Consider the following 16,654-nt stretch of genomic DNA (forward strand, 5'->3'; position numbering starts at 1 on the left):
CTGCATGCCCGCATTCAGGATGCGCATACGAGCCCTACTGCTGAGCTTAAGCCTGTTAACCCTGAGCTGGGTTTCTCCATCGCTGGCGGCCAGTGAGGCTATCGTGTCCCGGGTGGAAGCACTGGATGCCGGTTTCCCGGTGGAAGTCCTTGGTAAGCCGCTGTTTGCCCGGGAAGCCCTGTCGCGTTTCTACAACGCCCGGGAATACCAGCCCGCCTGGCACTCGCCCATCGCCCGGCGGCAATTGATCGAGGCCGTGAATGCGGTCAGCCGGGAAGGCCTGTCGCCCGAGGATTACCACGTTACCCTCCTGACCGAGCTGGCATACGGAGACATACACCAACACTCCCCCGAACTGCAGGCGGACTTGGACATGCTGCTGTCCGATGCCTTCCTTCTGCTGGGTGCTCATCTTCTGGACGGCAAGGTGGATCCCCATACCCGTCAACCCGACTGGTCGGTTTCAGACCAGCAACCGCATCTTATCAAAAAGCTGGCCACCGCCCTGGCAACCAACGATGTGACCGGTGAGCTGGCGTCTCTCCGTCCAGACCACCCGAGCTACAGGCAACTGGTTGAAGCCCGGGCCGAGCTGACAAAGCTGCTGGGGAGACCCTGGCTGTCGATTCCCCCGGGCGACATTATCCGGCCCGGAGATTCCGACGACCGTCTGCTTGAAATTCGTCGGCGCCTGCGAGTGCTCACTGACCTGTCGGAGCGGGAGCAACGATCTCCTCCTGTGAATCTGGGCATGTACACCCCAGAGATGAAACCCGCCCTGATGACCTTCCAGGCCCGCCACGGGCTGGCACCGGACGGGCTGATTGGCCGGCACACACTGGAAGCCCTGAACATGCTGCCGATCGAGCGTGTACGACAAATCGACGCCAGCCTGGAACGGTGGCGCTGGCTGCCGCAGTCGCTGGGAGATCGTTATGTGCTGGTGAACATTGCCGGTTTCAGCCTGACCATGGTGGAGGACGGTCTGGATGTCTTCCAGCAGAAGGTCATCGTCGGCCAACCCTTCCGGCAGACGCCGGTGTTCAGTGATCGCATTCGCTACCTGGTCCTGAACCCGACCTGGACTATCCCCCGGAAGCTCGTCATTGCTGACCAGTTACCCAGGATCATTCGCGATCCCGGTTATCTGGATCGAATGGACATCCGGGTATACGAGGGCTGGGGCAGCAACCAACGACAGGTAGACCCGGCAACCATTCCCTGGGCCGATCTGACCCCGGAGGAGTTTCCCTATCACCTGATCCAGCAACCCGGGCCCCAGAATGCCCTTGGGCGCATCAAGTTCATGTTCCCCAACCGCTACGCGGTCTACCTGCACGACACCCCGGGGCAGTCGCTGTTCGGCAGGATCGACCGGACCTTCAGTTCTGGCTGCATCAGGGTTGAGAGACCCTTTGAGCTGGCCGAGTGGCTGATGTCTGGCGATCCGGAATGGTCCCGGGGAACCCTGGATGAAGCCGTTACCGCCCAGAAAACCCAGACAGTGATGCTACCCACCCCGGTTCCGGTCTACATTGAATATTGGACGGCCTGGGTGGACAACAGCGGGCAGCTTCAGATCCGCAGCGACATCTACCACCGTGACAGCACACTGATCCGTGCACTGCGCCAGACACCCTCCGGCGACGGCCAACGAATGACGCCGGTTTACCTTGGCATGGCAAACGACCCGGGGGAGCACCCATGAAGCACCTCATCACAGCGCTGACCATCCTCCTGCTGCTGGCTGCCGGATGCCAGTCGCTGCCCGATAACGAGGAAGGCATCGAACGTAACGTGGTGTTCCTCAGCGCGGAACACTGTCTCAGCGAGGAGATCGAGGACCTGGACAAAATCCACTATGGTCCCTGCCTGAAGATCGTCGCTGTTGAGGGGCAGCCACCTCAACCCAGGGAAGACGGTTTTATCGAATTGCCGCCAGCCACACCGATCACCCTTACGGCTGGCTGTGTATACCGTCACGCCGATGGCACCCCCATACCCCAGACCTTCGAGACCGTCGACATCGCCATTACCGAACGTACCTTTACCGAGGCCGGAGTGCGCTGGTACCTTCACGCCCACGAGCGGGCACAACGGGTGACAGGCTGTGAACCCACACTCTCACGATCCGTTTTCCCCACTTACAAAACCGACTGACACTCCGTCGCCAAGGACACTTTTTGCCAGGACGCCCCCAGCCAACATCCAGTGCCACCGTTTCTGTCGATCACACCATCCGGCTTCAGGACGGGCGCAACTTCGCCTACACCGATATGGGCGCAAGGGATGGCTACCCGGTCTTCTTCGGCCACGGGATGCCCGGATCGCGGCTGGAAGGCCGCTTCTTTCACCAGCGAGCAAGGCGCCACGGCTTTCGCATCATTACTCCGGACCGCCCCGGTATCGGGCTGTCGGACTTCCATCGGCGACGTTCGTTGCTGGACTACCCGGTTGATATCCTGCACCTGGCGAACGCTCTGGGGTTCAAGCGATTCAGCCACATTGGCTGGTCGAGCGGCGGCTCCCGGACCCTCGCCTGCGCCTTCGCCCTACGCAGACGGATGGATCTGGGGGTGTGCCTGTCCGGCTACACCAGTTTCGACGAGTATCATCAACCCCAGCGTTTCGTGGAAGGTACGCGCTGGCCCGGCCCTCGCCTGGCACGGCTGAGCCCGGCACTGACCAAGGCCGCCGTTGGCGTCGCCGCCTGGATGTTCCGTCGCAGTCCCGGCCTGTACATGCGCGAAGCCGAGCAACTGGTCAGCGCGGAGGACCGGGAACTGCTGCGCCACTTCCTCCGTGGCAAGGTCTTCCGGCGGGACCAGATGGTGTGTCTGGCCAGCGGCGGCACAGCCATCGCCACCGATCTGCTGACCGAACTGGAAAGCTGGGGCTTCCGGCTGGCAGATGTCAGAATACCGATCATGATTTACCAGGGAGAACAGGACCCGTTCATTCCCGTAGACTACGCCTGCCACCTGGCCAGCAAGCTGCCTATAGCATCCCTGAGGCTGCTGCCGGATGCCGGCCACCTATACCCGCTGGCCGAGCACTTCCAGGACGAGCTGTTCAGCAGGATGCGGCATCACCTGACCAAGACAACAGAGATTTGAACGTATGACAAACCGAGTTGATATCCACTACTGCACCGGCTGCCGCTGGCTGCTTCGCTCCGCCTGGATGGCCCAGGAACTGCTGACCACCTTTGAAGGTGCTCTGGACGAACTCACCCTGCACCCGGGAAGCGGAGGCATCTTTGAAGTGTGGGTAAACGACGCGCGCATCTGGTCGCGCAAGGAGCAACAGGGCTTCCCGGAAATTACCCAGCTCAAGCAACTGGTACGGGACCAGATTGATCCGGATCGATCACTGGGCCATTCGGACAAGACCGGCAAGACGGCAGAAGAAGACGCAGGGAAAGCCTGAGATCCCGCCGCCCGGCAGCGCACGGGGGTCAACTCAACCGGTGCTGAACTGCCGCCCACAAACTGTCGTACCTGTTAGTTGAGTTGGCCAAAGAGGCCAGGACGCAAGGAATGCGATCTACGGGAGGAAACCGCCCGTCCCGTTCGTCCTCAGTTCCCTTGATTGAGCTAGCCATGACACACAACCCCGCTGCCGATCACAGAAGACGCGCCCGACATGGCCACTGACGTCAGCATCATCTGGCAAGGCACCATGGCGAGTCTGGCTGCCGGGCTGGCCAGCGGCGTGGGTGCGATGGCGATTTTCTTCGTCAGGTCGGTGTCAGACAAGCTTCAGGACAGCATGCTGGCAGGGGCCGCCGGGGTCATGCTGGCTGCCTCGTTTTTCTCCCTGCTGCTGCCCGGGCTGGAGTACGGCGAGACGCTACTCGGAACCACCTGGGCGGCTGCGGCCGTGGTCATTTTCGGAGTAATGTCCGGCGCCTGGGTGCTGTATTACCTGCACCAGAAACTGCCACACGAACACTTCAGCCTCGGCCGCGAGGGCCCCCATGCGGAGCACATCCGCCGTATCTGGCTGTTTATCATTGCCATCACCCTGCACAATTTTCCGGAGGGTATGGCGGTGGGCGTCGGGTTTGCCGGCGGCGATGTGCGCAATGGCTATGTGCTGGCCACCGGTATCGGGCTTCAGAATATTCCGGAGGGGCTGGCCGTGGCCTTTTCCCTGCTGGCCATCAATTACTCGCGTGTGAAAGCCTTCACCATCGCGCTGATGACCGGCCTTGCCGAGCCCATCGGCGGACTGTTCGGCGCCACCATGGTGTGGATCGCCGAGCCCATCATGCCCTGGACCCTGGGCTTTGCTGCCGGCGCCATGCTGTTTATCATCAGCAATGAAATTATTCCCGAAACCCACCGCAACAGTTACAAGACGATTGCCACCTTCTCGTTGCTGACGGGCTTCGTGGTGATGATGTCGCTGGATGCCACCCTGGGTTAGATCAGGCCAGGCTCATCGCCTGCCAGCCTGCAGATCTCCGGGTAGGTCCAGACCTGCCGGCCAACCACCGGATCGGCGGTGGTCGCCAGGCCGCAAACCTCATTGACCATGGCCCGGGCCACGGTGGCCGCTTCTATCCCCCGGTATTGCACCAGCGGCCCCAGCAACGCGCGGTTGACCAGCGGCATGACTTTGATGCCCAGAGCTTCCGCAGTCCGGTGCTCCTGACGCTGCCCCAACAATAAGCCAGGGTGGTAGATGGAGAGGTACGGATACCCCAGTTCGCGCACCGCGTCTTCCAGTTCCCCTTTCACCCGGTTGTAAAAAATCTTCGAGTTGGCCGAAGCGCCGACGGCGGACATCAGGATAAACGCCCTGGCACCGGCTGAACGACCCAGCCCGGCGGCCTTCAGGCTGTAACCAAAATCGACCTTGCGAAACTGTTCCTGCGAGCCGGCCTTCTTGATGGTAGTGCCAAGGCAACACACGATGACATTCACATCAAACAATTCGGAGTGTGCCGCCAGGTCATCGAAATCCACCACCGGCTGCGTAAGCTTGGGGTGGTCTACGCCGGTTGGCCTTCGCACCGGTGCCACCACCTCGGCCACCTCGGACCGTTCAAGCAGGCCGTTGACGACCTTCCCACCGGTCAGGCCCGTCGCTCCCAGCACCAACACCCTCAATGGTTGTGTTTCGGCCATTATTCATCCTTTTCCTGATTGGTTGTTTCCAGACCCTGTCGGCGCCGATGGAGATCCCGAACCCGCTCCGCCAGTTGGGGATCAGGTCCCTCAACCGTTACTCCGGGCGCGATTTCCTGAATCGGAAGTGGCCGCACCGGCGGAGCACCCACACCCATCTCAGCCAGCCAGCGACTCAACTGTTCCGACGAACTGGCGTACACAATGCGCCCAAGCCCCACCCAGGCATGGGCGGCGGCACACATGGGACAATGCTCGCCGGAGGTATACACGGTCGCCGCGGCGCGCTGCTGAACCGTCAGATTCTCCGCCGACCACTGGGCAATGGCCAGCTCCGGGTGGCGGGTATAATTACCACCGGCAACGTGATTGTGATCTTCAAACAGAATCTCGCCATCGGCCGAAACCAGCACCGAGCCAAAGGGTTCGTCCCCGCTCTCGAGGGCCTGCTCTGCCTGGGTGACGGCTCGTGCCAGCATGCTGCGGTCAAAGTCACTGATCATGGTTACGCCTTCGATCTACTCTTCGTTGAACAGGAACACCAGGGTGCCACCCCGGAGCACGCTACCATAATTGAGGTTGATGCCCACGGCGACGCTCTCGAAATAGCCGAACCAGCCGGGCAATTCCATCTGCCAGCCGCCGCCCACCTCGTAGTAATGGTTGTTGCCCAGCTGGCCATCGAGATCACCGCCCAGATCCACCCGATAGGCTTCCAGCCACAGGCTCTGGTCCCGCCAGAAGGGCAGCATGGAGGGGTCTTTGATACGCACACCCGCACGGCTGAACCAGGCTTCTGGCTGGGTATCGTGCGCGGGAATATCCGTGTCGTAGGTATCTCCGGCCAGATAATGGATATCCGCCGTCCAGTTCCAGATCGAATTATTCCAGTAACTGAGATAACGCGTACCCAGCGCCGTTTCCGACATCAGCGCCTTGACCGAAATGTTGGTCACCAGGTTATCCAGTATGGGCCGGACATTACGAGAGGCGGGCGAGCGGAAATCTGTGTCGTTGCGATACCGCATCCAGCGGCCCTCCAGCCTGGCACGCAGATGCCATTGAGGACGAAAAAAGTAGTCCCACAGGGCGTGAGCGCCCACCGAAAACACCCGATTGGTCACCCTGTCGACCGGGCTGTTCTCATCCTCCGCTACGATCAGCCGGCCCTCCTGCTTCACCTCCAGAAACGACAGGCTGCCACCCCACGTCAGACTGGAATTCCATTCCGGCAGCCCGGTTTCAACGGTGAGCGGCATCAACACATTCTGGATAGAACGTCGTAACTCAGAGGACTCCGCAGAGCCGAATTCGGGATCTTCCAGTTTAATAAAGTCGTTCGGATTGAAATCCCAGACACCGAACCGGAGCGTTTCACCGTTGGTCAGAAAGGATGCCAGCGAGAAGGTTTCGGCCAGCTCCGTGCGAACAATGTCTTCCAACTCATCGGCATGCACCGAAAACACAAGAAGGCTGATCAAGCACAGAACCGTCGTTTTCATAGGCTTGTTCTCTCTAGCGCGCCCAGTCTTGCAGGTACGCCAATCCAGACAACTGGCGCATCTGTCCACGAATCCAGTTCACCCGCCCGACCACATAGGGAGATGGGCGAACCACGCTCAGCACGTTCGGATTGGGCAACACCGCAGCCAGGCGCGCGGACTGGTACGCCGAAAGCTGACTGGCGGGAATGCCGAAGTAGTGGCGACTGGCCGCCTCGGCCCCATAAATCCCGGGCCCGAATTCGGCGATGTTCAGATAAACCTCCAGTATGCGCTGCTTGGGCCAGACCAGCTCGATCCCCAGCGCCAGGGCCGCCTCGAGTGCCTTGCGAACAAAACTGCGCCCATTCCAGAGAAACAGGTTCTTGGCGGTCTGCTGGGTGATGGTGCTGGCGCCCCGCAGCCCATCCCCTGCCCGGTAGTCACTCACTGCCTGCCGGATGGCGTCCAGGTCCACGCCCCAGTGCTGGGGAAATCGCTGATCCTCACTGGCGATCACGGCCAGCGACATCCAGGGGGATATTTTCTCGCCATCCACCCATTCCTGCTGCAATGGTGGGTCCTGGTCACCCCACTGATAGGCAAGCATGAAGGCCGAGGTGGGCGGATCAACGAAGCGAAACAGCACCAGTACCCCGAGCACCAGCAACACCACCGCCAGGCAGGCGGACACCAGCCAGGTCAGTGTTTTTCTCAGCAGGGATTTACGTGCCACGGCGCCCCCCGTTGCCAATCTCGTCTATCATCAAACCCATGTAATCCAGTATGTCGTGCTTTTCGCCGCGAGTGCATTACCCGTGCTTCATCAGGCTGCATTCATCGGCATCGCGCAGCGGGTCGTATTTACGACTAACTGATGAGCAAGGCCCGTTCTATGGTTCAGCACCTGAAACACGCAGAGGGTGTCCGCCTTCTGCTCACCCCCAACCGCTCCCTGAGCTGGCGCGGCAATGTCCGTATCTGGCTGTGCGTGGTGGCGGTGACCGCCATCATCGCAACCGGCATGGCCCTGGCTGGCGCCTGGGTGATTATTCCCTTTGCCGGCGCCGAAGTGCTGGCGCTGGCTGCGGGCGTTTATCTGACGTCCAAAGCGTGCCAGCGCCAGGAAGTACTGACCATCAATGACGGCGACATTCGCCTGGAGAAGGGCCGGACCCGAAAGCTGTCTGAATGGACACTGCCATTACGCTACGCGCGCCTGCGAATGAACCCACCGGCGCACCCTTTCGCCCCCCCAAAGCTGGCACTCATTCACCGCGATGTCCACGTGTCGCTGGGTTCGTTCCTGAATCTGGAAGACACCGAAGCGCTGGTCAGTTTTCTGGAATCCCGAGGCCTGACCGTTGAGCGAAAACAACCGGAACCCGAGGGCGGGCTCTGGTTCTAGGATGCCGTTTTTCTCGGTGCTGTGCTCACCACGGTTTTCCCGATCACCCTGAGACAACGCGGCCGGCAAACCACCTGCAACGGGGTTTCCCCGGCCACATCACCATCGGCGGTCACGGTTTTGGCTTTCCCAGTCATGACACTGCAACGCTGCCCGGTCATCTGAACAACGGTACCCGTGCGGTCGCGCGAACGATTCAGGCGAACCGTTAAAAAAGCGAGCAGCAGTTGCCCGAGCGACCGGGGCTTGATCGCCACCATCGTGAGTTGACCGTCATTAGCGCTGGCTTCCGGAATCTCATTACCACCCCCGAAAAAGGCCCCGCTGGCGATGGCGACGGACAACCAGCGCCCCTCCACCTCGGATTTGTCACAACGGATCTCCGCCCGGAATCCGCGTGCAGCATTCAGCCGGCGCAACAGCTCCAGACCATAACTGAAGCGCCCGAAGAGCTTCTTGCCGGCGCGTTCGGATTTTCGCACCGGCAGTGTGCCCAGGCCCACGTGCGCCGCGTTGAGAAACAACCGGTCACCGAATTCAGCAACGTCCACCAGTTGCGACCTGCCCTCGGCAATCAGAGCGCACAGTGCATCGGGGTCCTGCGGCAATGCCAGGTTGCGGGCAAAATCGTTCGCCGTTCCCGACGGCAGAACGGCCAGCGTGGCGTCCTTTTCCAGGCATAGTTGTGCCCCGAAGTTCGCAGAGCCATCGCCCCCGGCCACCAAGAGGACATCGCCCCGGCAGACCAGATCCGTCCATGCCTGATCATCAAAACCCACCGGTCGAGGCTCGCTGATGCCGGCGCGTTCCAGGGCGGCCAGCCAGAAATCCTTGCCTCGTGCTCCATCGCCCGCTTTGGGGTTGGCGACCAGCCAATAGGTCATCAATGCAGCTCCCGCGCTTTCCTTCCGGTGAACATCGTCAGTTTCACTCACTCAACCATAAGCCACGAACGGGGCTTTCGCCCCTTACAAAGGCCGTTATGGAATTGACGGTCCTGAAGGGGCTGGGCACACTGCGGAAAAGCCAATAACAAATAACCAGACTCAGCGAGACCCACGCCATGGACTTCCTCCGCACCCCCGAGCACCGGTTTCACAACCTGCCCGATTACCCGTTTGAGCCGCGCTATGTAGAGGTTGAAGGCCTGCGGATGCACTACGTGGACGAGGGGCCCGCCGATGCAAGGCCCATTCTGATGCTCCATGGCGAGCCTTCGTGGTCTTACCTGTACCGTCACATGATTGCGCTGTGTGTCGCCAAGGGGCACCGGGTAGTCGCCCCGGACCTGATCGGCTTCGGCAAATCGGACAAACCGACCGATATCAACGCCTACAGCTACCAGCAACACATGGACTGGATGCAGTCGTTCCTTGATCAGACGGAGCTGACCGACATTACCCTGGTGTGCCAGGACTGGGGTTCCCTGCTCGGACTTCGGCTGGCAGCGGAGAATTCAGACCGGTTCCGCGCCATCGTGGTGGGCAATGGCATGCTGCCTACCGGCGACCAGAAGGTGCCACCGGTGTTCAAATTGTGGAAAGGCTTTGCCCTGAACACGCCGTGGTTTCCCGTGGCCCGAATCGTCAACCTGGGATCTGCCCGAACACTCACCAAAGATGAGATGCGGGCCTACGACGCCCCGTTTCCGGACAAGACCTACAAGGCCGGCGCACGGGCCTTCCCCGCGCTGGTGCCGATCGCACCGGATGACCCGGCCGCGCCCGCGAATCGTGCAGCATGGAAGGTACTGGAAACGTGGGACAAACCCTTCCTGACAACCTTCAGTAGCGGCGACCCGATCACCCGGGGCGGTGATGCCTACATGCAGGGCCGAATTCCGGGCGCGGAAGGCCAGCCACACACCACCCTCCAGGGCGGGCACTTTCTGCAGGAAGACTCACCGATGGCATTCTCGAACGCCATCATCGATCTGATGGCGAGGATGGAGGCTTAGGCATCTGCGTCGAGGACTTCGGTACTTGATGGCATATGGGTTTACTTCGCTTTTGAATTCCAGAGCGAAAGGTTGGCTGTCCATGGTAGGTCCTCCTATGCTGTCACCATAAGCCCCGAGTGTTTAATGGAGCGAAGCAAGCCCAGTCCCTCTAATACCCGCATTCAACAGTTCTGACGATGAGGAGGAATCATGTTGAATACCAAAAGAAAACTTCTCGTTTCCGCGCTGACCATCACTTCGTTGCTGATGGCTTTGCCTTCCTCGGCAGCCGACCATCGTGAGGCTCCACCGATTATCTGGATGTCGGTAGAGACGAGCACAGTACGAATCATGACCAGCCTGGCAGGACCGGGATCGAATATTTCCTTTAACGGAAACCCGTTCGTCGTTGCCGGACAACCCCTCGTCTCCTGCTCTCCAGTGCTCACGGACCGCCATGGCAATGAGCTGGTTCAATTGGAATCCCGGAGCCGCATCGAGCCGACCACTTACTCCGATCGCGCACGATTCAGCGAAGTGATACTGGCAACCTCGCCGTATAAAGGCGTAAACAAAACCACAGTCCTCTACAGCACTGGCGAGGGTTTCAAGCCGATGTATCCTGACGTCGATGTCGGGCCGGACGGCCAGGTCGCGCTGATGTACAAGCTGGCCTGCGAAGGCTCATCCGGTCAAGGAACTGCATTCAGCACGACTCTGGTAAAAAGGGATGCCAATCCTGACAACGCAGCATCCAGGGAAATCATTCGCCTGTTTATTCACCGAAGAAACGATTTGCTTTTGTGACCGGGCGCCGCTCGGCATAAATTCGTGCTCAGCGCGCCAAGGCGGTTTTTCGGGCTGCCTGACTGCGCCACGACGACCAGCTGTAAAGCGCCAGCGCAATCCAGATCATGGTGAAGCTGGCCAGCTGGGTCTGGCTGAGGGGTTCGCCAAACACCCACAGGGCGAGGAAGAACTGCAGCGTGGGGTTGATGTACATGAGAAAGCCCAGGGTCGCCAGGCGCAGCCGTCTTGCCGCGCCGGCAAACAGCAGCAGTGGAATGGCCGTGACGATGCCGCTGGCCATCAGCAAGGTGGCGTGGAGGGTGTCGCCGCCGTAATGGGACTGACCGCTGGTACTGAGCCAGCTGAACGCCAGCAAACCCACCGGCAACAGCAACAGCGTCTCGACAAACAGGCCGGACAGCCCGTCCAGGGCCACCTGTTTGCGCAACAGGCCATAAGTACCAAAGGTGAGCGCCAGCGCCAGCGCCATCCACGGCAGTTCACCCAGGGTGACCAGCTGAACCAGAATGGCCACGCCGGCCAGCCCCACCGCCACCACCTGCAACACGGCCATTCGCTCTCTGAGCACAAACAAGCCGAGCGCCACGTTCACCAGCGGCGTGAGGAAATAACCCAAGCTGGCCTGCAGCACATGGCGGGTTTCGACCGCGTAGATGTAAATGCCCCAGTTGGAGGCAATGAGCACCGCACACGCCAGCACCCGCCACAGTTTGGCAGGCTCGGCCAGCGCCAGCTTTACCGGCCGCCAGCGCCTGAGTGCGGTGATCACCAGCGAGAGGAAGACACAGGACCAGATGATCCGGTGCACCAGAACCTCATACGCGGGAATGCCCTCAAACAAGGCGAAGAACAGCGGGAAGCAGCCCCAGATCAGATAGGCAGACAATCCGTACCAGACGCCCCGGGTGACATCGTTCATGGCTTACCCCCGGCAACGGGTGTTTTCGGCGCAGGCCGGTTCTGGGTGACGACCAGCGCCACACCCACAATGGCCACCAGGCCTCCGGCCATGGCCAGGCCACCGAGTTGTTCGCCAAACAGAAGGTAGGCTTCAAACGCCGTCACCGGTGGCACCAGATAAAACAGACTGGCCACCTGCGATGCCGCGCCGCGGCGGATCAGCCACATCAGCAGCAGGATCGCACCGATGGATACCCCCAGCACCAGCCAGGCCATGGAGAGCTTCAGTTGCAGGCTCCACTCCACTTCCCGGGTTTCCAGCGCAAAGGCACCGATCGCAAAAAAGGTCGCGGCGGCGGCGTACTGGATAAACGTACCAGTCACCAGATCGGCGCCCGTGCCGAAGCGCTTCTGATACACGGTGCCCACGGAAATGCCGACCAGGGCAAACACCGCCCAGACGATGGCCCACAACGACAGATCCACGCCGGTGTAGTCGGTGCCGTATTTCTCGAACAGCACCAGGGCGACACCAAACAGCCCCAACGCAAGCCCGATCCATTGCCGGAATGTCACCCGTTCCCGCAATACCATTACCGCCACCGCGGCCGTCACCAGGGGCTGGAGCCCGACAATCAGCGACACAATGCCAGAGGCCATGCCCGTGTATATCGCGTAGAACACGCCGCCCAGATAGCAGCCATGCACCAGCACCCCGGTCACCGCCAGGTGCCCCGCCGCCCGCCATCCCGGCCAGCGTGCATTCAGCAACCGGACCAGCACCGCCAGCAGACCGAGGGTGATCAGCATACGGATCAGCAACAGGGTGAACGGCTCCGCGTAGGGCAGGCCGTACTTGGCACCGATGAAGCCGGTGCTCCATAGCCAGACAAACAGGGCCGGAATGAGGTAGGACGAAACGACCGGATGCATGGGCAACAACCAGACTGAACAATGGATGAATGGCTGCAGGCTAAAGGTTAGCAGCCGAACGAAATAAGCCGGTCAGTATCGTTCAATCCAAAAGGTTCGGCAATCAGACCTGTGGCTGGTCAGACCAGATAGTGAGCCGGGGAACCGCTGTTGCAGTCCCCGGACCCGGTGCAACTGGCAACTAGGAACCGCCAAGAATGGACTGCAGTTTCTGGGTCAGTTCGACTGCCTCAGCCCCCAGGGGCGTCAGATAACCGCCGTCTTTCTGGCTGATCAGCCCCTTGGAAAACAGGTTTTCAGCCGCCTGAATGGTTTCGGGTGCGGCTGTGTGGGCATGTACCTTGATGCCCTCCTGAGTGGATGACGAGGGGAATTGGGCTAGAAGGTTCAGTTCGGACAGGTGATCGGCGGAGAACGGCATGGCAGAACCTCGTTTTATTGTGATGATTTCAGCATAGTCCATCGGCATCCGCGGATTCGCACTCATTATTGATTCAGCTCAGGGCTGAGAGTCGGGTCTCATTATCCAATACCCTATACTTCCCGTAGCCCACCGCACGGACGACTGACTGGCATGGAAAACAACGGCTATTACCCCCAACAACTCCGCCATTTGAGCGGTTACCTGTCCGGTCTGGTCAAGGGAAGGCTGTGGCTGAAGGTGTTGATCGGCATGCTGATGGGGCTTGTCACCGGCACCCTGCTGGGGCCGTCCGTGGGTCTGGTGGAACCGGCGACGGGCAGCCTGGTCGGCAACTGGCTGGCGTTTCCCGGCCAGCTGTTCCTGGCCACCATTCAGATGATTGTGATTCCGCTGGTCATTGCCTCGGTGGTGCGTGGTCTCGCCGCCAGCGAAGACCTGGCACAGTTACGCACGCTGGGCGTCCGGGTCACGATTTTCTTTGTCATTACGACGGCGGTTGCTGCCGTCATTGGCCTGTGGATCGGCGGTGTCATGAATCCGGGCGCCATGATGACCGGGCTGGCCGCCACCGCGCCCTCCCCGTCAGTCGCCGCATCCGCAAGCTCTGACTTCCCGGACGTTCTGGAACTGCCGCAAACCCTGATCGGCCTGCTGCCGGGCAATCCGCTGGACGCCATGGTGGAAGGGCAAATGCTGCAGGTGGTGATTTTTTCCATCATTGTGGGTGTAGCGCTGGTCAGCATGGACCCAAAGAAATCCCGCCCCATGCTGGAGCTGCTGGACTCCCTGCAACAGATCTGTATGACCGTCGTGGGCTGGGCCATGCGCCTGGCCCCCATCGCAGTGTTCGGACTGATGGCGCAACTGACCACCACCATCGGATTCCAGGCCATGCTGGGCATGGCCTCCTATGTGCTCACGGTCATCGTTGGGTTGTTGCTGATGCTGGTGGTGTACATGGTGATTCTCAAACTCCTCGTCGGCGACTCACCAAGGCGGTTCCTGCGGGACACTCGGGACGTGCTCCTGCTCGCCTTCTCCACCTCCAGTTCCGCCGCCGTGATGCCCATGTCGATCCGAACCGCAGAGGACAAGCTCGGCGTCCGGCCGTCGGTGTCCCAGTTTGTCATACCGCTCGGCGCCACCATCAACATGAACGGTACGGCGCTGTATCAGGCAGTAGCGACGGTGTTCCTTGCCCAGGTGTACGGTGTGGATCTGAGTGTCGGCAGTCTGGCCCTGGTGGTCGCCATGGCGGTGGGCGCGTCGGTGGGTTCCCCCGCCACGCCCGGTGTCGGCATCGTGATACTGGCGATGGTGCTTCAGACGGTGGGCGTACCTCCCAGCGGCATTGCATTGATCATGGGAGTGGACCGGATTCTGGACATGTGCCGTACTGCCATTAACGTTACCGGTGACCTGATTACCTGCCGGCTGATGGAAAACTGGTCGGGCACCCGCCTGGTGAGTGAACCGGAACCCGGAAACCCGGCGTAAGGACGACAAGGCCGGGTTCATTACGTTAGCCTTTGCGGTCAGTTTTCTAACGGGAGTTGTCATGACCAGATTAAACATCGACATTGTTTCCGACATCGCCTGCCCTTGGTGCGCCATTGGGTACAAGCGGCTGGAAAAAGCCATGAACGAGCTGCAGGACGAACTGGAGTTTGATGTCCACTGGCGAGCCTTCGAATTGAATCCGGATTCGTCCAACGATGGCGAACCGATCCTGCCGGCACTGGCCCGGAAATACGGTCGCAGCGAAGAGGAAATGAAGGCCAACCAGGCCCAGATGATGGAGATTGCCTCCGGGCTGGGCCTTAACTTCGAGAAGCTTCAGGAACGCCACACCCGCAACACCTTCGACGCCCATCGTCTGCTCAAATGGGCTGCTGAACACGGCAAGCAGACCGAGCTGAAGCTGGCCTTTTTCGAGGCGTATTTCGGACGGGCCGAGAACATCTCCAACACTGATATTCTCCTTGCCGCCGTGGAACAGACCGGGCTGGATACCGAGGAAGCCAGAGCCGTTCTGGCGTCGAACCGCTATGCCGATGCCGTGCGTGAGGAAGAGCTACGCTACCAGCAGGCCGGCGTGTCCGCAGTGCCTGCCTACATCGTCAACCAGAAGTACCTGATCTCCGGCGCCCAGGAACCTGAAACGCTGGTCCAGGCATTACGGGAGATTAGCGCCCAGAACTAGCTTTCCGGCAGACTTCTCCTACAGTTAGAGCTCAAGCTCCAGCTGGAGGAAACAACATGCTTTATTGGACGATAGTTTGTCTTGTTGTAGCAATAATCGCTGGTGTTTTAGGGTTTGGCGGTATAGCCGGCGCGGCGACAGAATTTGCGAAGATTCTGTTTTTCATTTTCATAGTTCTTCTGGTGATATCCCTGATAGCGAACGTGATTCGCGGACGGGGACCCAAGGTCTAGAGAAGGTCTTGGCAGGTACTAGCGTTCGGGTGGCTGAGTCAGCTGTTGTCCGACCCGAACGCAACTCTCCCTATAACCGGTCAGATTCCCAGCTGCTGACCGGAATAAATCTTCTCAACGACCGCCTCACAAACTTCATCCTGGCTTCGGCCCTCGCCCTTGACCGCAATATCTGCATACCGGCTGTACAGGGCGAACCGCTCGTCAAACAGATCGTCCAGCGACTGATCCGGCCGGCGGGAAATGCCGCGGGCGCTGTAATCCCCGATGCGCTGGATGACCAGATCCAGGGGAATATCCAGAAACACCACCACACCGTTGGCCTTCAGGTGCGCCATGGCGGCCTCACTGTAGACGGCACTGCCGCCGGTGCTGATGATCTGGTGGTGGACGTCCAGTTCCAGCAGCACTTCTTCTTCGATGTGGCGAAGGGCCTGATAGCCGTCTTCATCCACGATGTCTTGCAGGGTGCGCCCGGCCTTTTCCTGAATCAGCAGGTCGGTGTCTACAAAGCCCATACCAAGCCGCTTGGCCAGCAGAACCCCAACGGTGCTCTTGCCGCTGCCGGGCATACCGATGAGAACAATGTTTTGATTCGTCTTGAGGAAGGGCATGTTTACTCCGGGGAAATTGTTTGGCGGCCGATTGTAACAAGTCCGTCTAACCTTGGTCTGAAAACTATAATCAATGTCTCAAGGAGGACACCATGCTTCAGACAGCTTATCGTTTTCTAGCCCATTTCTTTGCCGTGTCATTGGCGCTGATCCTGAGTTCGGCGGCAGCCGTCGCCGCCGAGGATCCGGTTTACACAGGCCTTCTCTCCAATACCGGCGCCGGCGGTTATGACGTTGTTAGTTACTTCGAGGATGGCGAGGCAACCGAAGGCTCCAGCAACCACTCAGCCGAATACCTGGGCGTCAGCTGGCGCTTTGCAAGTGCCGAACACAAGGCGAAGTTTGAGGCCGATCCTGATGCCTATGTACCCCAATACGGTGGCTATTGTGCCTGGGCGGTCAGCCAGGGTTACCTGGCCAAGGGCGACCCGGAACACTGGACCGTCAAGGATGGCAAGCTGTACCTGAACTACAACCAGGCCGTTCAGGATCAGTGGCTGGAAGATACCGAGAACTTCATCCGCACGGCGAATGAGAACTGGCCGGCAGTACTCGAAAAGTAACAGTTTTCCGA

The 16,654-nt window shown here is 60.1% G+C and carries 21 protein-coding genes; 12 read left to right on the plus strand and 9 right to left on the minus strand.

All coding sequences use genetic code 11. The features are described 5' to 3' along the window. Positions 1-4: 4 nt before the first annotated feature. The 5 genes from QVZ43_RS02370 to QVZ43_RS02390 all read left to right on the plus strand — a co-directional run bounded on the left by QVZ43_RS02370 (position 5) and on the right by QVZ43_RS02390 (position 4,431). A complete protein-coding gene (locus QVZ43_RS02370) occupies positions 5-1,708 on the plus strand; it encodes a L,D-transpeptidase family protein (RefSeq protein WP_302908726.1) in 1,704 nt (567 codons plus the stop codon). Further along, the gene (locus QVZ43_RS02375) at positions 1,705-2,160 is read left to right on the plus strand and encodes a hypothetical protein (RefSeq protein WP_223794186.1); all 456 of its coding nucleotides are present in this window, start codon (positions 1,705-1,707) and stop codon (positions 2,158-2,160) included. Before QVZ43_RS02370 ends, QVZ43_RS02375 begins: the two co-directional genes overlap by 4 nt. 23 nt (positions 2,161-2,183) lie before the next feature. Next, a complete protein-coding gene (locus QVZ43_RS02380; protein WP_302908727.1) occupies positions 2,184-3,116 on the plus strand; it encodes an alpha/beta fold hydrolase in 933 nt (310 codons plus the stop codon). A gap of 4 nt (positions 3,117-3,120) precedes the next feature. Beyond that, entirely contained in the window at positions 3,121-3,429 is a 309-nt protein-coding gene (locus QVZ43_RS02385) for an Rdx family protein (protein WP_302908728.1), read from the plus strand. A 216-nt stretch (positions 3,430-3,645) separates the two neighbouring features. Beyond that, entirely contained in the window at positions 3,646-4,431 is a 786-nt protein-coding gene (locus QVZ43_RS02390) for a ZIP family metal transporter (protein ID WP_302908729.1), read from the plus strand. On the opposite strand, the gene QVZ43_RS02395 is transcribed toward QVZ43_RS02390, so the two are convergent. Genes QVZ43_RS02395 through mtgA form a run of 4 tightly spaced genes read right to left on the minus strand, consistent with a single transcriptional unit; the run spans position 4,428 to position 7,352 of the window. Then, positions 4,428-5,135 carry an NAD(P)H-binding protein gene (locus QVZ43_RS02395; RefSeq protein WP_302908730.1) on the minus strand — a complete coding sequence of 236 codons (708 nt, stop codon included), beginning with the start codon at positions 5,133-5,135 and terminating at the stop codon, positions 4,428-4,430. The two genes, QVZ43_RS02390 and QVZ43_RS02395, sit on opposite strands and share 4 nt — an antisense overlap. Beyond that, positions 5,135-5,638, minus strand: coding sequence for a nucleoside deaminase (locus QVZ43_RS02400; RefSeq protein ID WP_302908731.1), 504 nt, complete (start codon positions 5,636-5,638; stop codon positions 5,135-5,137). Before QVZ43_RS02400 ends, QVZ43_RS02395 begins: the two co-directional genes overlap by 1 nt. A 15-nt stretch (positions 5,639-5,653) precedes the next feature. Then, entirely contained in the window at positions 5,654-6,637 is a 984-nt protein-coding gene (locus QVZ43_RS02405; RefSeq protein ID WP_302908732.1) for a Solitary outer membrane autotransporter beta-barrel domain, read from the minus strand. Between the two features lie 13 nt (positions 6,638-6,650). Further along, the gene (gene mtgA / locus QVZ43_RS02410) at positions 6,651-7,352 is read right to left on the minus strand and encodes a monofunctional biosynthetic peptidoglycan transglycosylase (RefSeq protein WP_302908733.1); all 702 of its coding nucleotides are present in this window, start codon (positions 7,350-7,352) and stop codon (positions 6,651-6,653) included. Positions 7,353-7,493: 141 nt separating this feature from the next. On the opposite strand from mtgA, the gene QVZ43_RS02415 reads away from it, so the two are divergent. After that, positions 7,494-8,024, plus strand: coding sequence for a DUF2244 domain-containing protein (locus QVZ43_RS02415; protein WP_223794194.1), 531 nt, complete (start codon positions 7,494-7,496; stop codon positions 8,022-8,024). Here QVZ43_RS02415 and QVZ43_RS02420 read toward each other — a convergent pair. Continuing rightward, positions 8,021-8,908 carry a diacylglycerol/lipid kinase family protein gene (locus QVZ43_RS02420; RefSeq protein WP_302908734.1) on the minus strand — a complete coding sequence of 296 codons (888 nt, stop codon included), beginning with the start codon at positions 8,906-8,908 and terminating at the stop codon, positions 8,021-8,023. The two genes, QVZ43_RS02415 and QVZ43_RS02420, sit on opposite strands and share 4 nt — an antisense overlap. A 179-nt stretch (positions 8,909-9,087) precedes the next feature. Here QVZ43_RS02420 and QVZ43_RS02425 point away from each other — a divergent pair, with 179 nt between their 5' ends. Together QVZ43_RS02425 and QVZ43_RS02430 are read left to right on the plus strand one after the other, a co-directional pair. Then, on the plus strand, positions 9,088-9,981 hold the full coding sequence (locus tag QVZ43_RS02425; protein ID WP_302908735.1) for a haloalkane dehalogenase: 894 nt from the start codon (positions 9,088-9,090) through the stop codon (positions 9,979-9,981). Between the two features lie 192 nt (positions 9,982-10,173). After that, a complete protein-coding gene (locus QVZ43_RS02430) occupies positions 10,174-10,770 on the plus strand; it encodes a hypothetical protein (protein WP_302908736.1) in 597 nt (198 codons plus the stop codon). Between the two features lie 28 nt (positions 10,771-10,798). On the opposite strand, the gene rarD is transcribed toward QVZ43_RS02430, so the two are convergent. From rarD to QVZ43_RS02445, 3 genes are all read right to left on the minus strand, one after another. Further along, the gene (rarD, locus tag QVZ43_RS02435; protein ID WP_302908737.1) at positions 10,799-11,692 is read right to left on the minus strand and encodes an EamA family transporter RarD; all 894 of its coding nucleotides are present in this window, start codon (positions 11,690-11,692) and stop codon (positions 10,799-10,801) included. Next, positions 11,689-12,606: a DMT family transporter gene (locus QVZ43_RS02440; RefSeq protein ID WP_302908738.1), complete on the minus strand. Its 918-nt coding sequence runs from the start codon at positions 12,604-12,606 to the stop codon at positions 11,689-11,691. The genes rarD and QVZ43_RS02440 overlap by 4 nt, the downstream gene beginning before the upstream one ends. Positions 12,607-12,787: 181 nt before the next feature. Beyond that, positions 12,788-13,027 carry a TIGR02647 family protein gene (locus QVZ43_RS02445; protein WP_223794503.1) on the minus strand — a complete coding sequence of 80 codons (240 nt, stop codon included), beginning with the start codon at positions 13,025-13,027 and terminating at the stop codon, positions 12,788-12,790. A gap of 153 nt (positions 13,028-13,180) precedes the next feature. On the opposite strand from QVZ43_RS02445, the gene QVZ43_RS02450 reads away from it, so the two are divergent. The 3 genes from QVZ43_RS02450 (at position 13,181) to QVZ43_RS02460 (ending at position 15,466) form a co-directional block, all read left to right on the plus strand. Then, a complete protein-coding gene (locus QVZ43_RS02450; protein WP_302908739.1) occupies positions 13,181-14,527 on the plus strand; it encodes a dicarboxylate/amino acid:cation symporter in 1,347 nt (448 codons plus the stop codon). Between the two features lie 61 nt (positions 14,528-14,588). Beyond that, complete coding sequence (locus QVZ43_RS02455; protein ID WP_302908740.1) at positions 14,589-15,233, plus strand: DsbA family oxidoreductase; 645 nt, start codon at positions 14,589-14,591, stop codon at positions 15,231-15,233. 56 nt (positions 15,234-15,289) lie between these two features. After that, complete coding sequence (locus tag QVZ43_RS02460; protein ID WP_302908741.1) at positions 15,290-15,466, plus strand: DUF1328 domain-containing protein; 177 nt, start codon at positions 15,290-15,292, stop codon at positions 15,464-15,466. Between the two features lie 80 nt (positions 15,467-15,546). Here QVZ43_RS02460 and QVZ43_RS02465 read toward each other — a convergent pair whose 3' ends face one another. Further along, positions 15,547-16,080: a shikimate kinase gene (locus QVZ43_RS02465; protein WP_302908742.1), complete on the minus strand. Its 534-nt coding sequence runs from the start codon at positions 16,078-16,080 to the stop codon at positions 15,547-15,549. 92 nt (positions 16,081-16,172) lie between these two features. Between QVZ43_RS02465 and QVZ43_RS02470 the strand changes: the two genes are divergently transcribed. Next, on the plus strand, positions 16,173-16,643 hold the full coding sequence (locus QVZ43_RS02470; RefSeq protein ID WP_302908743.1) for a YHS domain-containing (seleno)protein: 471 nt from the start codon (positions 16,173-16,175) through the stop codon (positions 16,641-16,643). Positions 16,644-16,654: the final 11 nt, after the last annotated feature.

This window comes from Marinobacter suaedae, from assembly GCF_030519635.1.
Lineage (GTDB): Bacteria > Pseudomonadota > Gammaproteobacteria > Pseudomonadales > Oleiphilaceae > Marinobacter > Marinobacter suaedae.